Source organism: Streptococcus sp. 2018110, assembly GCF_019754115.1.
Taxonomy (GTDB): Bacteria; Bacillota; Bacilli; order Lactobacillales; family Streptococcaceae; genus Streptococcus; species Streptococcus hashimotonensis.
Genome location: NZ_JAIJZO010000018.1, coordinates 16,265 through 34,526 on the forward strand (window position 1 = coordinate 16,265; position 18,262 = coordinate 34,526).

The following is an 18,262-nucleotide window of genomic DNA, read 5'->3' on the forward strand; positions in this document are numbered from 1 at the left end:
GAAATCATGACAAAACGTGCGTTAATTAGCGTATCCGACAAGGCAGGCATTGTAGAGTTTGCCCAAGAATTGACCAAGTTTGGTTGGGAAATTATCTCGACCGGTGGTACCAAGGTTGCCTTGGATCAGGCTGGTGTAACTACCATCGCCATTGACGATGTGACTGGTTTTCCTGAGATGATGGACGGTCGTGTCAAGACTCTTCATCCGAAAATACACGGTGGTTTGTTAGCACGTCGGGATTTGGACAGCCACCTACAAGCAGCCAGCGACCATGAAATCGGCTTGATTGACTTGGTAGTGGTTAACCTTTATCCCTTCAAAGAGACTATTTTATGTCCAGATGTGACCTATGATTTGGCGGTGGAGAATATTGACATCGGTGGTCCCTCTATGCTTCGTTCGGCAGCCAAGAATCACGCCAGCGTGACAGTTGTTGTGGATCCGACAGATTATCCGACGGTTTTAGGGGAAATTGCAGAGCAGGGGGAAACAAGCTATGCAACACGTCAGCGATTGGCTGCCAAGGTCTTCCGTCACACCGCAGCTTATGATGCCCTAATAGCAGATTATTTTACCAAGCAAGTAGGCGAAGATAAGCCTGAAAAATTAACCATTACTTATGACCTCAATCAGCCGATGCGTTACGGAGAAAATCCCCAGCAAAATGCGGATTTCTACCAAAATGCCCTTCCAACAGATTATTCGATTGCCTCTGCTAAGCAGTTAAATGGTAAGGAATTGTCTTTCAACAACATTCGTGATGCGGATGCAGCCATTCGGATTATCCGTGATTTTAAGGACCGTCCAACTGTTGTGGCTCTTAAACACATGAACCCCTGTGGTATCGGGCAGGCAGAAACCATTGAGAAGGCTTGGGATTACGCTTATGAGGCTGATCCAGTGTCGATTTTCGGAGGCATCGTCGTACTGAACAGAGAAGTAGATGCTGCGACGGCAGAAAAGATGCACCCGATTTTCTTAGAAATCATCATCGCACCGAGCTACTCGGCAGAAGCGCTAGCTATTTTGACCAATAAAAAGAAAAATCTGCGGATTTTGGAATTGGCCTTTGACGCACAGGATGCGAGCGAAGTGGAAAAAGAGTTCACAGGCGTTGTCGGCGGGCTCTTGGTGCAGGATCAGGACGTGGTGGTGGAAAGCCCAGCGGACTGGCAGGTGGTGACCGAGCGTCAACCGTCCGAGCAAGAGTGGGCGGCTATGGAATTCGCTTGGAAGTCCTCCAAGTATGTCAAGTCCAACGGTATCATCATCACCAATGACAAGATGACCTTGGGCGTGGGACCGGGGCAAACCAACCGTGTGGCGTCCGTCCGTATCGCTATTGAGCAAGCCAAAGATCGTTTGGAGGGAGCCGCTTTGGCGTCGGACGCCTTCTTCCCATTTGCTGATAATGTGGAAGAAATCGCAGCGGCAGGCATCAAGGCGATCATCCAGCCAGGTGGTTCTGTTCGTGACCAAGACTCCATTGACATGGCCAACAAGTACGGCTTGACTATGGTCTTTACGGGAGTCAGACATTTTAGACATTGAGAATTTGGAGAAAGAGGAACACCCCAGCTGGAGGAGTTGGGGTGGATTTGGTAAAACCTTCAAAAGATAGTTTACTTTTGTGAGAAGGAGGAGTTAGAGTGGATTTGATAAAAACGTTTGAGTATTTTGTCGTTTATTTTATACCAACAATTACGTTTATCATTCAAATATATGGAGAATTCAAAAATGATAAAAGTAAATCAGAAATTGGTCAGGAATTAGATAAAAATGAGATAAATTTTGATTTTGGGGATAATAATGGACAAATTGTAATTCATCAAACAATAAATAAAAATTTAAACGAAAAAGTAATAGAGTATAATAAGAATATAGAAGATACAAAATTCTATTCTTCTATGTTGTTTAAACTATCAGGGACAGTATTTTTTGTAATCATCGTATTGAATATTTTTAGCGGTCTGTACGAGAATTGGATTAACATTTCTTCTGCGCCAATTCTTGATTTAACGGGGACATCCTCAACAAAATTGGCAGTAATAGGTCAGTCAATAATTAGTGTGATGCCAAATATATATACTCAAATTTTAGTTTTCATGTCATTGTTCTTATTTATAAATTCATTAAAATGGGGAATGCGGATATTTAGGGGTTACAAAGTAAGTGTGGTGAAGTTTGTTTATTATTTATTCCTTAGTGCGCTTTATTATTTTGATTCTCAGTTAAACCCTAATGAATCTGTAGCAATGTATGCATCAAAATTAAGACCTTTATTCTCTGATAATACAACCATAACTGTGGTTTCTATTATATCAGTGTTTTATATAATAGCAATGATATTTGTATCAGATGTGGTGATTGATCGCTATTTTGATTTAGTGAAATCGTCCAAGAAATCAGAAAGACATAATCAACTTATAAATTTAAAAGACAATATTTTAGTTATGGGAGTAGGCATTGTAATATTCTTAGTAGTGTCCTATAGAGGATAATGATTCCACGCACCTTAGAGGTGCTTTTTTCTTATATTCAAATGATATTCCCGAACATTCCCCTGTTTTTTCTATCAAAACCCGTCTGTTTTTGCTATACTGTTTATAGAAAATCCGTTTTTGAGGTGTGAAACATGAAACTTTTGGTTGTTGGGTCTGGTGGTCGTGAACATGCTATCGCAAAGAAATTGTTAGAGTCTGATCAGGTAGAACAGGTCTTTGTCGCTCCTGGAAATGATGGAATGCTTTTAGATGGGATTGAATTGGTAAATGTCGGTATTTCCGAACATTCTGCTCTGATTGACTTTGCAAAGAAAAATGACATTGCATGGACTTTTGTTGGTCCAGATGATGCTCTGGCAGCAGGTATCGTTGATGATTTTGAACAGTCGGGACTAAAGGCTTTTGGTCCGAGTCGTCTAGCCGCGGAGCTGGAGTGGTCAAAAGACTTTGCCAAGCAAATCATGGTCAAATACGGCATTCCAACAGCAGCCTTTGGCACATTTTCCAACTTCGAAGAAGCCAAGGCCTACATCGAAGAGCAGGGGGCTCCCATCGTGGTCAAGGCAGACGGCTTGGCACTGGGCAAGGGTGTAGTCGTGGCGGAAACCGTCGAGCAGGCGGTCGAAGCAGCACGGGAGATGCTCTTGGGCAACAAGTTCGGCGACTCAGGTGCCCGCGTGGTCATCGAGGAGTTCTTGGCAGGCGAGGAGTTTTCCCTCTTTGCCCTGGTCAACGGCGACCAGTTCTATATCCTACCGACAGCCCAGGACCACAAGCGTGCCTTTGACGGTGACCAAGGTCCCAACACAGGTGGCATGGGGGCTTACGCTCCTGTTCCCCACCTGCCTCAAAACGTGGTGGACACAGCGGTTGACACCATTGTCAAGCCTATTCTTGACGGCATGATTGCGGAAGGGCGGTCTTACCTGGGTGTGCTCTATGCTGGCTTGATTCTGACCGACCAAGGTCCCAAGGTCATCGAGTTTAACGCCCGTTTTGGCGACCCAGAAACCCAGATTATTCTGCCTCGTCTGACCTCTGATTTTGCTCAGAACATCGACGACATCCTCCACAAACGCCCGACACAGCTGACTTGGCTGGATAGCGGCGTGACGCTAGGCGTGGTCGTGGCCTCAAACGGCTATCCTTTGGACTACGAAAAAGGCGTGACCTTGCCAGCGAAGACTGAAGGCGACATCACGACCTACTATGCAGGGGCTCGTTTTGCGGAAAATAGCAGAGCACTGCTTTCAAACGGCGGTCGGGTTTATATGCTGGTCACCACAGCAGACACAATTCAAGAAGCCCAAGAGAAAATTTACTTGGAACTGAAAAATCAAGATACGACAGGCCTCTTTTATCGGACAGATATTGGAAGTAAGGCAGTAAAATAAGGGATAAAGAAAAGGAAAGACAAGCATGAACATTCCAATTTCCATCATCATGGGTTCTAGTTCTGACTGGAAAACCATGAAAAAAACAGCAGATGTGCTGGACAAATTTGGCGTAGCCTATGAAAAGAAAGTGGTCTCTGCCCACCGCACCCCAGACCTCATGTTCTGTCACGCCGAGGAAGCGCGTGGCCGTGGTATCAAGGTTATTATCGCAGGAGCTGGTGGTGCGGCTCATTTGCCGGGTATGGTGGCAGCTAAGACCACCCTGCCTGTCATCGGAGTCCCTGTCCAATCTCGTGCCCTAAGTGGTGTGGATTCGCTCTATTCTATCGTGCAGATGCCGGGCGGTGTACCTGTTGCGACCATGGCAATCGGTGAAGCAGGTGCGACCAATGCAGCCCTGACGGCTCTTCGCATTCTCTCCATTGAAGACCAAACCATTGTGGATCAGCTGGCAGATTTTGCCAAGGAACAGGAAAAAATTGCGGAGGCTATGACAGATGACCTCATCTAAGACTATCGGAATTATCGGCGGCGGTCAGCTAGGGCAGATGATGGCTATTTCCGCTATTTACATGGGGCACAAGGTGATCACGCTGGATCCTGCAGCGGACTGCCCAGCCTCCAAGGTCAGCGAGGTCATCGTCGCTCCCTATCACGATGTGGTGGCCCTCAAACAGTTGGCGGAGCGGTGCGATGTCCTGACCTACGAGTTTGAAAATGTCGATGCCGACGGACTGGACGCGGTCATCAAGGACGGCCAGCTCCCTCAAGGGACAGACCTCCTCCGCATTTCCCAGAACCGCATTTTTGAGAAGGATTTTTTGGCAAAAAAAGCTGGCGTGCAAGTCGCCCCCTACAAAGTGGTTACCTCTAGCCTAGATTTAGAAGGTCTGGACCTCAGCAAAAACTACGTCTTGAAAACAGCCACTGGGGGCTATGATGGACATGGCCAGAAGGTTATTCGAGAAGAGGCGGACTTGGTAGAGGCTAGTCGACTAGCCAACTCTGCCGAGTGTGTCTTGGAAGAGTTTGTAAATTTCGACCTGGAAATCTCCGTCCTTGTGTCTGGCAATGGCTCCGACTACACCGTCTTTCCTGTGCAGGAAAATATCCACCGCAATAATATTCTTTACAAGACCATCGTGCCTGCCCGTATTTCAGATGAACTAGCTGAAAAAGCCAAAACAATGGCCCTGCAAATCGCAGACAAGCTCCATTTAGCAGGTACTCTCTGTGTTGAAATGTTTGTCGCAGGGCAGGACATTCTGGTTAACGAAATCGCCCCTCGACCACATAATTCGGGGCATTATTCTATTGAGGCCTGTAATTTTTCACAGTTTGATACCCATATTCGAGGCATCCTAGGACAGCCTCTGCCTCCTATCCGCCTGCTTTCTCCAGCTGTTATGATCAACGTCCTCGGACAAGATATGGAAGCAGTCCAAACCTTTCTTCAAGAAAATCCTACCGCCCATCCCCACTTTTATGGTAAACTAGAAGCAAAGCACAATCGCAAAATGGGACACGTGACGGTGTTGGGGGAGGGTGAATATAGATTTTGAAAGTAAAGGATAGTAGATTAAATATTATTCAATTAATAAAAAATTGGCGTAAAAAAGATATGAAAAAAAGTAAGAAAGTAATAACTATCAATTCGGTCAGTGACTATATTTTGCACATAAAAAGCAGCGGTGATAAGTCTTACTACTTTAGGGGAGAAAACAGTGTCTATCCAAGAAGGATTCCAGGTATTTATCGTTCGGAAAATCCAGCAAATAAGGGGGAGCAATTCAAATATAAAAAGTTGCTAGAGGTTGGAACTCGAGAATATTATTATGAATTATTTGAAGAACTAGGTAGAGGCATTAGTGCAATAAGAGGAAATCGGTTTGAACAGTTACTAGAGCTTCAACATTATGGTGCCATCACTAATATTTTAGATGTTAGCAATAATCCGCTTGTTGCTCTGTTTTTTGCATGTTATGGAAATGATTCAAATGATGGAAAAGTTTATGTCTATTCACCACTTGGAGATGAGAAGCATTATTTTGGGCATACAATATCAATAATGACAGCTCTTAATTTTATTCCACGTAATGATATAGATAGATTTATTGTTACTTTTATGGAGTTGGAAGAGGTTATCCCCCAAGACTCTTCTATGCGACAAATATTTTCTCGTTCATTTACAATTTATGACATTATTTCAAAATTAAAAGATGAATTGTCTAGTGATACAAAAGAAGCTAATACTGAGCAATTTGGAAAAGAGTGTTTCCAACTTCCGTTTAAAAAGTTAAATATTAAGAGTGTTAGTGGAAGTGTTTGTATCAAACGTACAGAGGATGAAGCAAAAAAACAAATACTAGATTTCCTTAAAAAAATATGTCCAGAGACTATTGTACAACAATATAGAGATGCGGGATACACTCTTAAAGCATATCAAGATATTTTGTTACATAACATATCAGAAGTATGCGATAAATTTTTGGAACAATTGAACCAAAATGCTGGTGTAAGAGAAACTTTAAAGTATCCTTATGCCATCTATGAAGACATACAAAGAAGTTATGTTGTCAAAACCGCTAAGATAAATGAGAGAATCAAAAATCAAAGGGGAGCGTTTATTGTACCTGGCTATGTTTCCACTAAAGACAAAAAAGTAGGAGATATTCAGGGGGAGATAAACGCTTCAATCGAAAAATCAATAGACATAGTTCAGGAAGTTATTATTCCACAAAAAGTGAAAAGTGAAATTCTTGTTCAGTTGAAAAAAATTGGAATAGATGAGGGTTTTATCTATCCAGATATAAAACATATTGCAGATGCTGTTTTAGAAAAATACCAATAAGTATCATTAAATTATTGTAGCTTGGATAAGAAAAGTTAAACCAGATGAACGGGCAATGTGCTCTTTCATTGTGAAGACGAACGGAGAGTCTGTAAGAACTAGAGTCGTCAAATATAAAAAAGAAGTCAACCCCATTTTAAATAATAGAAAGGAGAGAGGGCAAGTTCGAGTATTTTAACTCGATCTAAAAGCGTCGGAAAAATGATAAACGGTCTTGTGTGCTAGCACACAGTGGCAATTTCCTATTTTTCTTTTGTTTTCATAAAGCCCTCTGTATCATAAACAATGATCAATCGTTATTCCCGTCCAGAGATGGCGGCTATTTGGAGTGAAGAGAACAAGTACAAGGCTTGGTTGGAGGTGGAAATCCTCGCTGATGAGGCTTGGGCTGAGTTGGGTGAGATTCCCAAGGAAGATGTGGCTTTGATTCGTGAGAAGGCGACTTTTGACATCGACCGCATTTTAGAGATTGAAGAGGAAACTCGTCACGATGTGGTGGCTTTCACTCGAGCGGTTTCGGAAAGTCTTGGTGAGGAACGCAAGTGGGTCCACTACGGTCTGACGTCGACCGACGTGGTGGATACGGCTTACGGTTACCTCTACAAGCAGGCCAACGACATCATCCGTCGTGACCTTGAAAACTTTACAAACATTATCGCTGACAAGGCTCGTGAGCACAAGTACACCATTATGATGGGTCGGACCCACGGTGTCCATGCGGAGCCAACGACCTTCGGTCTTAAATTAGCGACTTGGTATAGCGAAATGAAACGCAATATGGAGCGTTTTGATGTGGCGGCTAAGGGTGTTGAAGCTGGTAAAATTTCGGGTGCGGTTGGAAACTTTGCCAACATTCCTCCATTTGTGGAAGAGTATGTTTGTGGCAAATTGGGCATTCGTCCGCAGGAAATTTCGACTCAGGTCCTTCCTCGTGATCTTCACGCAGAATATTTCTCAGCCCTAGCCTTGATTGCAACGTCTATCGAGCGTATGGCGACAGAAATCCGTGGGCTACAAAAATCTGAACAACGTGAAGTCGAAGAGTATTTCGCCAAAGGCCAAAAAGGCAGCTCTGCTATGCCCCATAAACGCAACCCTATCGGCTCTGAAAATATGACCGGTCTGGCTCGTGTGGTGCGTGGTCACTTGGTAACGGCTTTTGAGAATGTGGCGCTTTGGCACGAACGTGATATTTCTCACTCGTCAGCAGAGCGGATTATCACGCCGGATACGACCATCCTCATCAATTATATGCTCAATCGTTTTGGCAATATCGTCAAGAACTTGACGGTCTTCCCTGAAAACATGAAACGTAATATGGAGTCGACTTTTGGCTTGATTTACAGCCAGCGTGTCATGCTCAGTTTGATTGAGAAAGGTATGACCCGTGAGGAAGCCTATGACTTGGTGCAACCAAAAACTGCGCAGTCTTGGGATAATCAAGTGGACTTCAAGCCCCTTCTCGAAGCGGATGAGCGCGTGACAGCTAAACTTAGTCAGGAAGAAATCGATGAACTCTTCAACCCAGACTACTATGCTAAACGGGTAGATGATATCTTTGAACGACTTGGATTATAAAAAAATTAAAATTCTTTGGATTTTCCAGAGAATTTTTTTGTTTACTTGCGAATAAATAGGTGAAGGGGAAAACAAGCTCCCTCCGCTAGACAATCATTCGTGAGTAAAAATAAATTATTTTTTACAAAAGTTTACGAATAGATAAGTGTGGGGGAAGCAAGCTCACAACTTATTCAAAAAAAGTAAGATTTTTTCAAAAAAATGACAACGACTTGCGAATAAGTAAGTGAGAGGGAAAACACCCCTCAAGGAGATACACACTTGAAAAAATAAATCATTTTCCAAATGATTTACGAATAAACAAGTGTAGGAAAAATGAAAGGAGAAGAAGGATGATTATAGCACCAGCTTTATGGATTTTATCATGGTGGAAAAAATAAGTTTGTTTTAATTTAGGGGAGTAGAGATGATAACAGTTCAACATATCCATAAACAGTTTGGAGACAAGGTTGCCTTAGACAACATTAGCTTTGACATTCAAAAAGGACAAATCTTTGGATTCTTGGGTCCCTCTGGCTCGGGGAAGACAACCATGATTAAGATTATTACCGGGCAGCTACCAGCAGATAACGGAAAATCTTATCTACTAGGTAAGGAATCGACCCTATTGTCACCAGAGGACTTTGAAGCAATGGGCTTGGTCAGTGATTCAAGTGGTTTCTTCGAGAAGATGACCTTGGAAAATAATTTGTTGTTCTATGCAAAATTCTTTGGTGTCAGTTCGAAAGAAGTAGAGGTTATTCTACAAAAAGTAGGATTGCTGGATAGTAAAAAGACAATTGCAGAAAAACTATCTACAGGCATGAAGCAACGAATGTTGCTTGCAAGGGCCTTAATCAATTCACCAAAAGTATTGTTTCTTGATGAGCCGACAAGCGGTCTAGATCCTACAACTTCAAAGCGGATTCATGAACTCTTATTGGAGCTAAAGGGTAAGGGGACGACGATCTTCTTGACCACGCATGATATGGCAGAAGCGACATTCTTATGTGATCAATTGGTTCTATTGAATCAAGGAAATTTGGTTGAAAAGGGAAGTCCGCAGGATTTGATTCATAAGTACAATGTCACTAAAAAAGTGAGGGTTACTTTTGAGGACGGTAGTGATAATGAGCTATTGTTTAGTGAATTGACACCTGAAAAGTTAGCTCAGGCGACAACTATTCACTCTTGTGAGCCGACTTTGGAAGATATTTTTATTCAACAGACAGGAGCAACCTTAAATGTATAAACGATTTTTAGCCTTGCTTTGGCTTCGAACACAAGTCTTGGTGACCAATAAGAACATTTTATTGCCAGTATTGATGCCCTATTTCATGTTATTGCTGTTTAAGTTTGTCATGAAAACAGATGATACCAAGGCAATGGATTTAATGGGAATCTGTTTTTCAATGGCTATTGGTATGTCAGTAGGAAGTCCTATATCAGCAATGATTTCTGAAGAAAAGGAAAAGAATAATCTGTCTACCTTGTTACTGACAGGTGTTCGCCCGAGTGAATATGTGCTGTCTATTTTGTGTTATCCTGTTGTCATTAGCTTTGTCAACCTCATTCTATTTCCAGCTATCACACAGGCTGATGTATCAGGATATATTCTTAGCTATTCGGTTATCATGCTTTTGACATCACTGGCTTCCATTTTAATCAACCTTTTAATCGGGGCAACTTCCCAATCTCAATCCAAGTCACAGGTTACCTCGATGCTTATCACAATGGCAGTATCTATGGGACCTAGCTTGTCTTTGATGAATGAGACAGTAGGGCAGATTTTGAAATATAGTTTTCTTGGAGCTTATATTGAATTTTTCAAAAATCCCCATTTTGAACTTTGGAATCAGGAACTCTATTACCTCTTGGGGTGGATTGTCCTGATTAGTTTGGCCTTGATTCTCTATTTGGGAAATTGGAGGAAATATTTTAAGAACTCCCTATCAGGAATAAAAGAAAAAATTCAATATTCTTTATAATATGAATAAATTAGAAAGGAGAAATTTATGGTATCAGCATTCATTATCGGTGTCGGTGTAGGAATTATTGTTTATTGTATTCAAAACTAATAGGAAATTGAAGAAAGAGTATTATATTATGAAGGAGGAGAAATACATGCTAGTAGCTGCAGTTACAGGTTTCGTTGTTGGTTATGTGGCGGCACATTATTTGAGACCATAATTGATGGTGAAATATGAGTATTAAAATTCTTTGGTTTTTCCAGAGAATTTTTCTTTTTGTTTACGAATAAATAAGTGAGGGAGTTATTGCTCATCTATCTTATTGATAAAAAGGGGAAACAATATGAATATGTTTAGGTCTATTTTTAAATCGATTATCTATAGAAGAGATGTTGCTTTGTTCTATGCCTTTGCTGGTTTACCAATCTTAGTTCCGATATTGTCTAAATTTTTGGTAGGTGTAAAAGCTGAATATACGGATAATTTTTTAGATTTTCTAGGGGCAGCATTGGCAACACAGGATGGGATTGTGTTACCAACATTGCTGTTATCCTTGATAATTTCCGCAGTTTTTAGGGATGAGATTGATAGTGGTATTCTATTTTTATATAAAGATCTGAATAGAACCCAACTTTTTAATGCAAAAATCATTAGTTTAGTGGCGATGTATACCTCTTATGTCCTTCTAACAATGCTGACAAGTGCGATTGCTTATTTTGGCTTCTTGAATGCTTCTGGAAAAGTAGTGTCGGATGATTGGGGTAATGTACAGTCTACTTTGCTATCTATTTTTGCAACAATTTCAATCAATGTTATCGGTATTCTAATGGTTGCCATGGTTTCTATCAAAGCCAAATCCTTACAGGCAGTTTTAGCAGGAGTTTTTTGGTCGCTGTTTACAACAACTGCACCATTTCTCATTGGAGTTCGTTATGTCGTACCGAATGGCTATGCTCAGATGAACCTTAATCAGTCACTGCTTGCATGGTCCTTGGTAGCAGCTATAACGACATTTTATATTGTTGCTATCTATCTCAAAGGCCGTTCGAACTTTGAAAAGCTGGAGTTTTAGAAATAGTTAGAAAAAGGAGTTACTTATGCTTAAAATCAATCATTTATCAAAACAGTTTGCAGGAAACGAATTTTACTCACTAAAAGATGTGAGTTTGGAGATCAATAAGGGCGAGATTGTTGGTTTGATTGGGAAAAACGGAGCTGGAAAATCCACGCTCATGAAATTAATGGCCAAGTCCCTAAAACCAAGTTCAGGAACCATTACTTATAAGGGGACGGATATTTTTAGTCAGGATAATTTGTTGGCAGATTTTGGGATTATGATTGATCCAGTCTTCTATCCAGAAATGACCGTTATGGACAATCTTAAGTTTTATTTGGACCTGCATGGGAAAAAAGAGCTCTATCCAAATATTGAGAAGACTTTGAAATTGGTAGAGTTATGGGATGCTCGTAATCGGAAACCCAAGGGATTCTCGTTTGGTATGAAACAACGGACTGCTTTAGCGATTGCCTTGGTTGCGGAGCCAGATTTCCTTATCTTAGATGAGCTTTTTGTGGGCTTGGATCCGATTGGTGTTCAGAAATTGATTGATATTTTGAAGCAGTGGTCTAGTGAGCGACAAACTTCCATGCTGATTTCGAGTCACCAACTGGGTGAGCTGGAGGCCTTGTGCAGCCGCTATGTCTATATCGAATCGGGAGAATTGGCAGAGGCTTTTGAAGGCAAATCTCATCCAAGTGTGCTCGTGCAGTTGGATACGACTAAAAACCTAGATTCTGTAGAGGCTTTGCTCAATGACCATGTGGTGCTAGAGGGGGAAGTGTTAGAGATTTCCACTGCTACACCTACAAGTGAGCTAAATCAGATTTTTGGTGTGTTGGCTCGTCAAGAATTGATTGTGAAACTAGAAGTGAAAGAGAATCACTTGAAAGAAATCTTTACGAAAGGGTAGTGAGTATGAAGCAAATTTTTCCAGCTATCTTTAAAACGATTTGGAAGCGAAAGGAGACGCAGATTTATCTCCTGTTCACTTTGTTTCCTTTTATTTATCTGGTCACTTCATTTATTGAAGGGTCGAATTTTATGCAAATTCATGCTAGTGAGGGGTCGGTTAGTCTCGTTGCCTTTACGAATATGATGATGAGCTCTGTGGATAGTTTTATTCTTCCTAGTTTGACCCTGTATTTCTTGGCTATCTCTGTCTTTAGGAAAGAAGTAGATGAACATACCATGTTTTTATACAGAGATCTTGGGCGGAAACAGATTTTCTGGTCTAAATATTTGGGTCTCTTAGCAACAATTGTTATTTTCTATGGTCTCTTCTTTGCGACATCTGCATTTGTACATTATGTTCGAGTAATTCACCTACCTTTTGGTAGTCCGTCCGTTTTTGATACTAGTTTGGCAGAGAGTTTGAGTAATGTGTTTTGTATTGTCGCTTATTTGCTAAAAGATATTTTATCGGTTAGTTTGGCAACGGCTCTTTGCTTGTATCTGAAAAATATTACCACAATGATCACAGGATTTTTGGTGACGATTACGATGATGATTTTAGCAGTTGTTGGCGGTCCAGTTGCGATGCTTTTTCCAACTACTTATATGCCTTTAGCGAGCGAAGGCCTGACAGGAGCGGGACTTGCTTACTTAGGAGCTATCGGTGTGACGCTTGTTTACGCACTCGTATTTACTAAAATTGCTGCGAAAAAGTTCAAGAATTTGGAGTTCTAGGTATGAATAGAAGACTCGTAGGAGTGTTGTTGAAATCGCTCAATAAAACGATGTTCTTGTTTGGAATAGCGCTGAGTGCTCTTGGGGTTGGAATGGGGTTGCTTCTTCCCCAGTTTATTGGTCAGTTGCTAGATCAAACCTATTTAAGCAATCTATTAACACGACCAGCATTGCTGGCTGGCTTCATCCTTTTCTTTGTATCGGTTTATACGGTACAAGCCCTATCCAATTATTTCATCGGGCGTAGTGGTAGTAAGGCACTCAAACAGTTGCAACAATATATTTATGAATCCTTGTTGACCACATCTGTAAAGGACTTGGATCAGTACCAATCCGGCGATCTTGCCAGTCGTTTGACCAATGATATGTCGGTTGTTCTGAACTTCATTACCGTTATTCTTCCAAATTTCTTGATGAATGGTTTGATGGTTGTCGGGTCAATTTATTTTCTGTGGACCATCAGTCCGTGGCTCACAGGTCTTAGTCTTTTGTTGCTTCCTTTGTTGTCAATGGTTATGATTCCAATGAATCAGCGGCTGGAAGGTTACTACTCTGCTTACCAAGAAGGATTAGGGCAGGTTTCTAGTAGAATTAGTCATAAATTTACAACGATTCGTTTGATGAAGGCCTTTCAGGGAGAAAAGCATGAACAACGAGAGATGGGCAAGTCTTTTCAGAAACTGTCGCAAACCTTTGAGAGAATGATTAGACTGTCAGCGGTGCAACATACTTTGGTTAGTAGCTTGATGACGGGTTTTATCATTCTGATGTTGCTGGTAGCAGGTATAGAAGTGACCAAGGGAGTGATGACCATGGCTACATTGACAACCTTTGTATTGTACATGATGCAACTGATTGATCCAGTAACAGATATTGCCTCTTCCTTAAATGAACTAACGGAGTTTCAGGCGGTGTCTAAACGTTTGGTAGAGTTGCTGGAGCTGACTAAGGAAGAACAGGCAGATACAGAGTTGGTTGATGAAGCTAGTATCCAGTTGGAAAATGTTCGGTTTTCCTATCATACAGATCCGGTTTTGAATGGAGTATCGGTTAGAATTCCTGAGGGAGCTCATGTGGCGATTGTTGGTCCAAGTGGGGCAGGAAAATCAACTATTTTTGCCTTGCTGATGAAATACTATCAAGACTACCAAGGGGAGATTCGGATTGGTCAACAATGCTTAAGTGATATTTCAACCAAGGAGATGAGAAGATTGATTTCCTTCATACCTCAAGATAATACTCTCTTCCATGGAACGATTAGAGAAAATCTATTGTATGGAAAGAACGAGTCTGTGTCTGAAGAGCGTATTGCTCATATTCTCAAGGAGTTGGGACTGTCTCATTTAGTAGCTGAGCTGGAAGATGGTTTAGATACTCGGATTTCAGAAAATGGGACAGGTTTGTCGGAAGGCCAAAAACAACGGTTTAGCATTGCGAGAGCCTTGTTGTTAGAGCATCCTATCTATTTGTTGGATGAGGCGACAGCGAGTTTAGATACTGTCACAGAACGTGTCATTAGCAAAGCGATTGACCGTTTAACAGCTGGGAAAACAAGGCTAACCATTGCTCACCGTTTGCACACAGTGCGTGAGGCGGATGCGATTCTGGTCTTAGATAAAAATGGGCAAGTAGCCGATTATGGTCCTCATCAGCAGTTAGTGGAGAGAAATCTTCTCTATCAAGATTTCTTAAGAGGCTTACCGCAAGCCAGTTAGTGAATGGGAGTCGATGGACCGACTAGTCTAAGTCTAGGGTTACCTAATAATAAAATGGAATACTGATGATTACTTGTACAATAAATAGATAGGAGAAAAGAATGAAACAAACAACTTACACATTATCTTTGGGAGGAAATGATAGCGGGGACTCGAAAGTTTCAAAGATGGAAGAAAAGTTTGAAAAATATATGGAGGGAATCGGAGAGCGGTTACGGCGTTCTGGGAAGAAAAGTATTGACAAATGGTTTGTTCATGTGCGAATTGAGGAGTAAAGTAGCTATGACCAAAATTCACAGACGTTTTTATAAATAATGAAAAATACATAAAATGAATTCTGTTTTAGCTTCCCTTAAGCTTGGCGAGTTATACTATATCCAAGCTAGAAATAGCGAAAACTTTTCTTTTTCATATAATCTCCTGAGAGCGGTCGGCAAAAGTCGGCTGTTTTCATTTTTATCAAAAAAAGATGCAGATGAATTTCTGCACCTTATTATTAAACATTATTTAACAACTCCACCTTCTACAACAAGATCATCAGCTTGAGCAGCATCACCATATACTGGTTGAAGGGTTTCTTGGTAGGCTTTATGGAAGAATTCTTCCTCACCAAGTTTTTCAATTGTTTGGTTGATGAAATCAAGTAATTCGGTATTTCCTTTTTGGACGGCAGGAGCGATAGTGTCTACATCTCCTAGCGCTTTTACACCAACCTCGAAACCTTTGTTTTCCAAGGCCCATGCGAGAACTTCAGTATTGTCTGTACTCATGGCATCGCCACGTCCGTCTAAGAGGGCAGCATAGGCTTCGCTGTATTGGTTGTATTTTTGAAGTTTGACTTCTGGATAATTCTCTTCGAAATAAAGTTCAGCTGTGGTACCCTTGCTGACGATGAGAGTTTTACCATTGAGTTGTTCTGGATCAGTGATGACAGCAGAGCTTGGAGACACGATACCGAGGGATACTTTCATGTAAGGTAGGGCGAAGTCAACCTGTTCTTTTCGCTCATCTGTTACTGTGAAATTGGCTAGGATGATGTCAACCTTAGCAGAAGTGAGATACTCCACACGGTTTGCAGCTTCGACAGGGACGTACTCTACCTCAACGCCCAATTCTTTTGCCAAGCGGTTGCCTAGATAGACGTCATATCCTTGGTATTCACCATTTGCATCCACATAGCCAAACGGTTTCTTGTCACTGAAAACACCGATTTTGACTGTTCCACTCTCTTTGATTTCTTCAAGAGTACGTGCGGTTGCCCCGCTGGTGGAACTGCTGGAACTAGTTAAAGAAGTGCTTGTATTACTGCAGGCGACTAAAATAACTGCAGCTAATACACTAAAAATAGCAAAAATAGGTTTAAAGATTTTCATAAAATTCTCCTTTTAAAAATGATTAAAGTCAAAAGTTGTTAGAAAGGCTTGAGCCCGTTGAGTTTGTGGATGTTGGAAGAAATTCTGAGCAGTATTCTCTTCGATAATTTCTCCCTTGTCCATGAAAATGATGCGGTCAGCAATGGCGCGTGCGAATTCCATTTCATGCGTCACAATCAGCATGGTCCGTCCTTCTTTTGCCAAATCATTGATAAGAACCAAGACTTCCCGAACCATTTCTGGGTCAAGAGAAGCAGTGACTTCATCAAATAATAAAATTTCAGGGTGCATCAGGAGGGAACGAATGATAGCCACCCGTTGCTTTTGCCCGCCAGATAATTCTCTAGCATAACTATGTTTTTTCTGTTCAAGTCCTACCCGTTTTAGCAAGGTCTCGGCTTCTGCTTGTACCTCTTCTTTGTTGCGTTTTAGGGCTTTGACAGGTGCAAGGGTCAGATTTTGTAAGACATCCATATGGGGAAAGAGTTCATAATCTTGAAAGACCATGCCAATTTTTTGCCGAATATCCTGTAGAGAAAGTGAACCAGACAGAATAGATTGGTCATCTAGTAAAATATCGCCCTCTTGAATGCTTTCTAACTTGTTAATACAGCGTAGTAGTGTACTCTTTCCACAACCAGAGGGGCCTAAGATGACGACCACTTCTCCTTCCTTAATGGATAAGGAAAGATGGTTGAGAATGGTTTGTTGACCAAAATTTTTAGTAATATTTTGTAATTCTAAGACAGGTTGACTCACGACTTCACTCCTTCCAAATTGTTTCGAGATAGCGAGAAAATGCAGATATTGGAAAACAGATGATAAAGTAGATACAGAAAATTACTCCGTAAATCCATAAGGACACACTAGGAGAGGTAGTCCTGTAAAAATCAATAATCTGTTGTCCGATTTTATTGACTTCGACCACGCCAATGAGGATAACCAAAGAGCTGGTTTTGATCATGCGGGTGACCAAGTTAATTGCCTGTGGGAGTAGTCTTCGTAGAACTTGTGGAATAATCACATACCGATAAAGACTCCCTTTACTCAAACCAAGTGCTAGCCCACTGTCGAATTGGTGTTTAGGTAGAGAAGTGACGGCTCCTCGAACTAAATCTCCCATTTCAGCCGTCCCCCAAAGTGAGAATACTATAATCGCGGCCAGTTCACCGGAAATATTGATATTGAATCCCCGTGCTAATCCAAAGTAGAAAAGGAAGAGTAGAACCAGCTGGGGTACAATGCGAATGGTTTCTAAATAAATCCGTGACATCCATACAATCAGCTTATTTTTTGAAGTCATGATGATGCCAAATCCTAGTCCAGCAATGGTGGAAATACCGATAGAGAGAAAGGAAATCCAGAGTGTGACACCAAGCCCGGCCATTAGCCGTTGCAAATTATTTCCTTCTAGTAAGACTTTAATGCCCATATCCTGCATGGCGAATCCTCCTTTCTAGGTAATAAAAGAAAAGCGAGAGTGGAAGCAGGACAATCAAGTAGGAACTCACTAGGAGAAAGAGTGCTTCATCTGTTTCGTATTGTAGTCCAATCAAATCTTGAGCGACATACATGAGGTCGGCCAAGGCAATAATGGAGAAGACGGAAGTTTCTTTGATGAGAAAGATGACATTGGCGCTAAAGGAAGGTAGAGCGATAGCTAGTGATTGAGGGAGCAAGATATATTGGAAAATTTGCCAATTTGTCAGACCCAAACTAGCTCCGATTTCTATCTGACTTTTCTTGATAGCCTCAAATCCACTACGGAAGGATTCTGCCATATAGGAACCACCTAGAAAAATCAAACCAGCAATGGCGCAGACTTCAGCATCCAGCACAATTCCCAATCTCGGCAAACCATAGTAGAGGAAGAAAAGTTGAATGACCAAGGGAGTATTGCGTGACAACTCAATATAAGCTGTAGAAATCTGTTGAAGAAGAGGAATACGATAATAACGGATGATACTAATAATCACCCCCAAGCTAAAAGCACCGATAATTCCGAGGAATGCGAGTCTGATCGTTAGAATGAATGCCTCTTGATAGAGTGGTATGGATTCTTGAATAAAGTTCCAATCCAGAAGATTCACCTCCTTTGTGAAGTATTGAATTTATAGTAACATATATGCTTTTGCTTGAAAATTTT

At 41.4% G+C, this 18,262-nt stretch carries 18 protein-coding genes; 14 read left to right on the forward strand and 4 right to left on the reverse strand.

The window, feature by feature from the left end; all coding sequences use genetic code 11:
- Window positions 1-6: 6 nt before the first annotated feature.
- From purH to K5Q34_RS09745, 14 genes are all read left to right on the forward strand, one after another.
- Window positions 7-1,554: a bifunctional phosphoribosylaminoimidazolecarboxamide formyltransferase/IMP cyclohydrolase gene (purH, locus tag K5Q34_RS09680; RefSeq protein ID WP_105150930.1), complete on the forward strand. Its 1,548-nt coding sequence runs from the start codon at window positions 7-9 to the stop codon at window positions 1,552-1,554.
- 98 nt (window positions 1,555-1,652) lie between these two features.
- Window positions 1,653-2,504 (forward strand): hypothetical protein, encoded by an 852-nt coding sequence (locus K5Q34_RS09685; RefSeq protein ID WP_024385094.1) that lies wholly within the window; start codon window positions 1,653-1,655, stop codon window positions 2,502-2,504.
- Between the two features lie 134 nt (window positions 2,505-2,638).
- Window positions 2,639-3,901 carry a phosphoribosylamine--glycine ligase gene (purD, locus tag K5Q34_RS09690; protein WP_172115909.1) on the forward strand — a complete coding sequence of 421 codons (1,263 nt, stop codon included), beginning with the start codon at window positions 2,639-2,641 and terminating at the stop codon, window positions 3,899-3,901.
- 25 nt (window positions 3,902-3,926) lie between these two features.
- Window positions 3,927-4,415, forward strand: a complete 489-nt coding sequence (gene purE / locus K5Q34_RS09695) for a 5-(carboxyamino)imidazole ribonucleotide mutase (protein WP_172115910.1) — start codon at window positions 3,927-3,929, stop codon at window positions 4,413-4,415.
- Window positions 4,402-5,466 (forward strand): 5-(carboxyamino)imidazole ribonucleotide synthase, encoded by a 1,065-nt coding sequence (purK, locus tag K5Q34_RS09700; RefSeq protein WP_172115911.1) that lies wholly within the window; start codon window positions 4,402-4,404, stop codon window positions 5,464-5,466. Before purE ends, purK begins: the two co-directional genes overlap by 14 nt.
- Window positions 5,463-6,755 carry an FRG domain-containing protein gene (locus tag K5Q34_RS09705; protein ID WP_172115912.1) on the forward strand — a complete coding sequence of 431 codons (1,293 nt, stop codon included), beginning with the start codon at window positions 5,463-5,465 and terminating at the stop codon, window positions 6,753-6,755. The genes purK and K5Q34_RS09705 overlap by 4 nt, the downstream gene beginning before the upstream one ends.
- 285 nt (window positions 6,756-7,040) lie before the next feature.
- Complete coding sequence (gene purB / locus K5Q34_RS09710; RefSeq protein WP_024377044.1) at window positions 7,041-8,333, forward strand: adenylosuccinate lyase; 1,293 nt, start codon at window positions 7,041-7,043, stop codon at window positions 8,331-8,333.
- Window positions 8,334-8,739: 406 nt separating this feature from the next.
- Window positions 8,740-9,564: an ABC transporter ATP-binding protein gene (locus K5Q34_RS09715; RefSeq protein WP_172115913.1), complete on the forward strand. Its 825-nt coding sequence runs from the start codon at window positions 8,740-8,742 to the stop codon at window positions 9,562-9,564.
- On the forward strand, window positions 9,557-10,300 hold the full coding sequence (locus K5Q34_RS09720; protein ID WP_172115914.1) for an ABC transporter permease: 744 nt from the start codon (window positions 9,557-9,559) through the stop codon (window positions 10,298-10,300). The genes K5Q34_RS09715 and K5Q34_RS09720 overlap by 8 nt, the downstream gene beginning before the upstream one ends.
- A 325-nt stretch (window positions 10,301-10,625) precedes the next feature.
- A complete protein-coding gene (locus tag K5Q34_RS09725; protein WP_221864908.1) occupies window positions 10,626-11,354 on the forward strand; it encodes an amino acid transporter in 729 nt (242 codons plus the stop codon).
- Between the two features lie 25 nt (window positions 11,355-11,379).
- Window positions 11,380-12,252, forward strand: coding sequence for an ABC transporter ATP-binding protein (locus tag K5Q34_RS09730; RefSeq protein WP_221864909.1), 873 nt, complete (start codon window positions 11,380-11,382; stop codon window positions 12,250-12,252).
- Between the two features lie 5 nt (window positions 12,253-12,257).
- Window positions 12,258-13,028: a hypothetical protein gene (locus tag K5Q34_RS09735; RefSeq protein WP_221864910.1), complete on the forward strand. Its 771-nt coding sequence runs from the start codon at window positions 12,258-12,260 to the stop codon at window positions 13,026-13,028.
- A 2-nt stretch (window positions 13,029-13,030) separates the two neighbouring features.
- Window positions 13,031-14,743 (forward strand): ABC transporter ATP-binding protein, encoded by a 1,713-nt coding sequence (locus K5Q34_RS09740; protein WP_221864911.1) that lies wholly within the window; start codon window positions 13,031-13,033, stop codon window positions 14,741-14,743.
- Between the two features lie 101 nt (window positions 14,744-14,844).
- Window positions 14,845-15,018, forward strand: a complete 174-nt coding sequence (locus K5Q34_RS09745) for a hypothetical protein (RefSeq protein WP_221864912.1) — start codon at window positions 14,845-14,847, stop codon at window positions 15,016-15,018.
- 228 nt (window positions 15,019-15,246) lie between these two features.
- Here K5Q34_RS09745 and K5Q34_RS09750 read toward each other — a convergent pair whose 3' ends face one another.
- The 4 genes from K5Q34_RS09750 to K5Q34_RS09765 are packed head-to-tail and all read right to left on the reverse strand — an operon-like array spanning window position 15,247 to window position 18,197.
- Complete coding sequence (locus K5Q34_RS09750; RefSeq protein ID WP_221864913.1) at window positions 15,247-16,116, reverse strand: cysteine ABC transporter substrate-binding protein; 870 nt, start codon at window positions 16,114-16,116, stop codon at window positions 15,247-15,249.
- 12 nt (window positions 16,117-16,128) lie between these two features.
- The gene (locus K5Q34_RS09755; RefSeq protein ID WP_172078659.1) at window positions 16,129-16,875 is read right to left on the reverse strand and encodes an amino acid ABC transporter ATP-binding protein; all 747 of its coding nucleotides are present in this window, start codon (window positions 16,873-16,875) and stop codon (window positions 16,129-16,131) included.
- A gap of 4 nt (window positions 16,876-16,879) precedes the next feature.
- The gene (locus K5Q34_RS09760; protein WP_221864914.1) at window positions 16,880-17,557 is read right to left on the reverse strand and encodes an amino acid ABC transporter permease; all 678 of its coding nucleotides are present in this window, start codon (window positions 17,555-17,557) and stop codon (window positions 16,880-16,882) included.
- A complete protein-coding gene (locus tag K5Q34_RS09765; RefSeq protein ID WP_221864921.1) occupies window positions 17,538-18,197 on the reverse strand; it encodes an amino acid ABC transporter permease in 660 nt (219 codons plus the stop codon). Before K5Q34_RS09765 ends, K5Q34_RS09760 begins: the two co-directional genes overlap by 20 nt.
- Window positions 18,198-18,262: the final 65 nt, after the last annotated feature.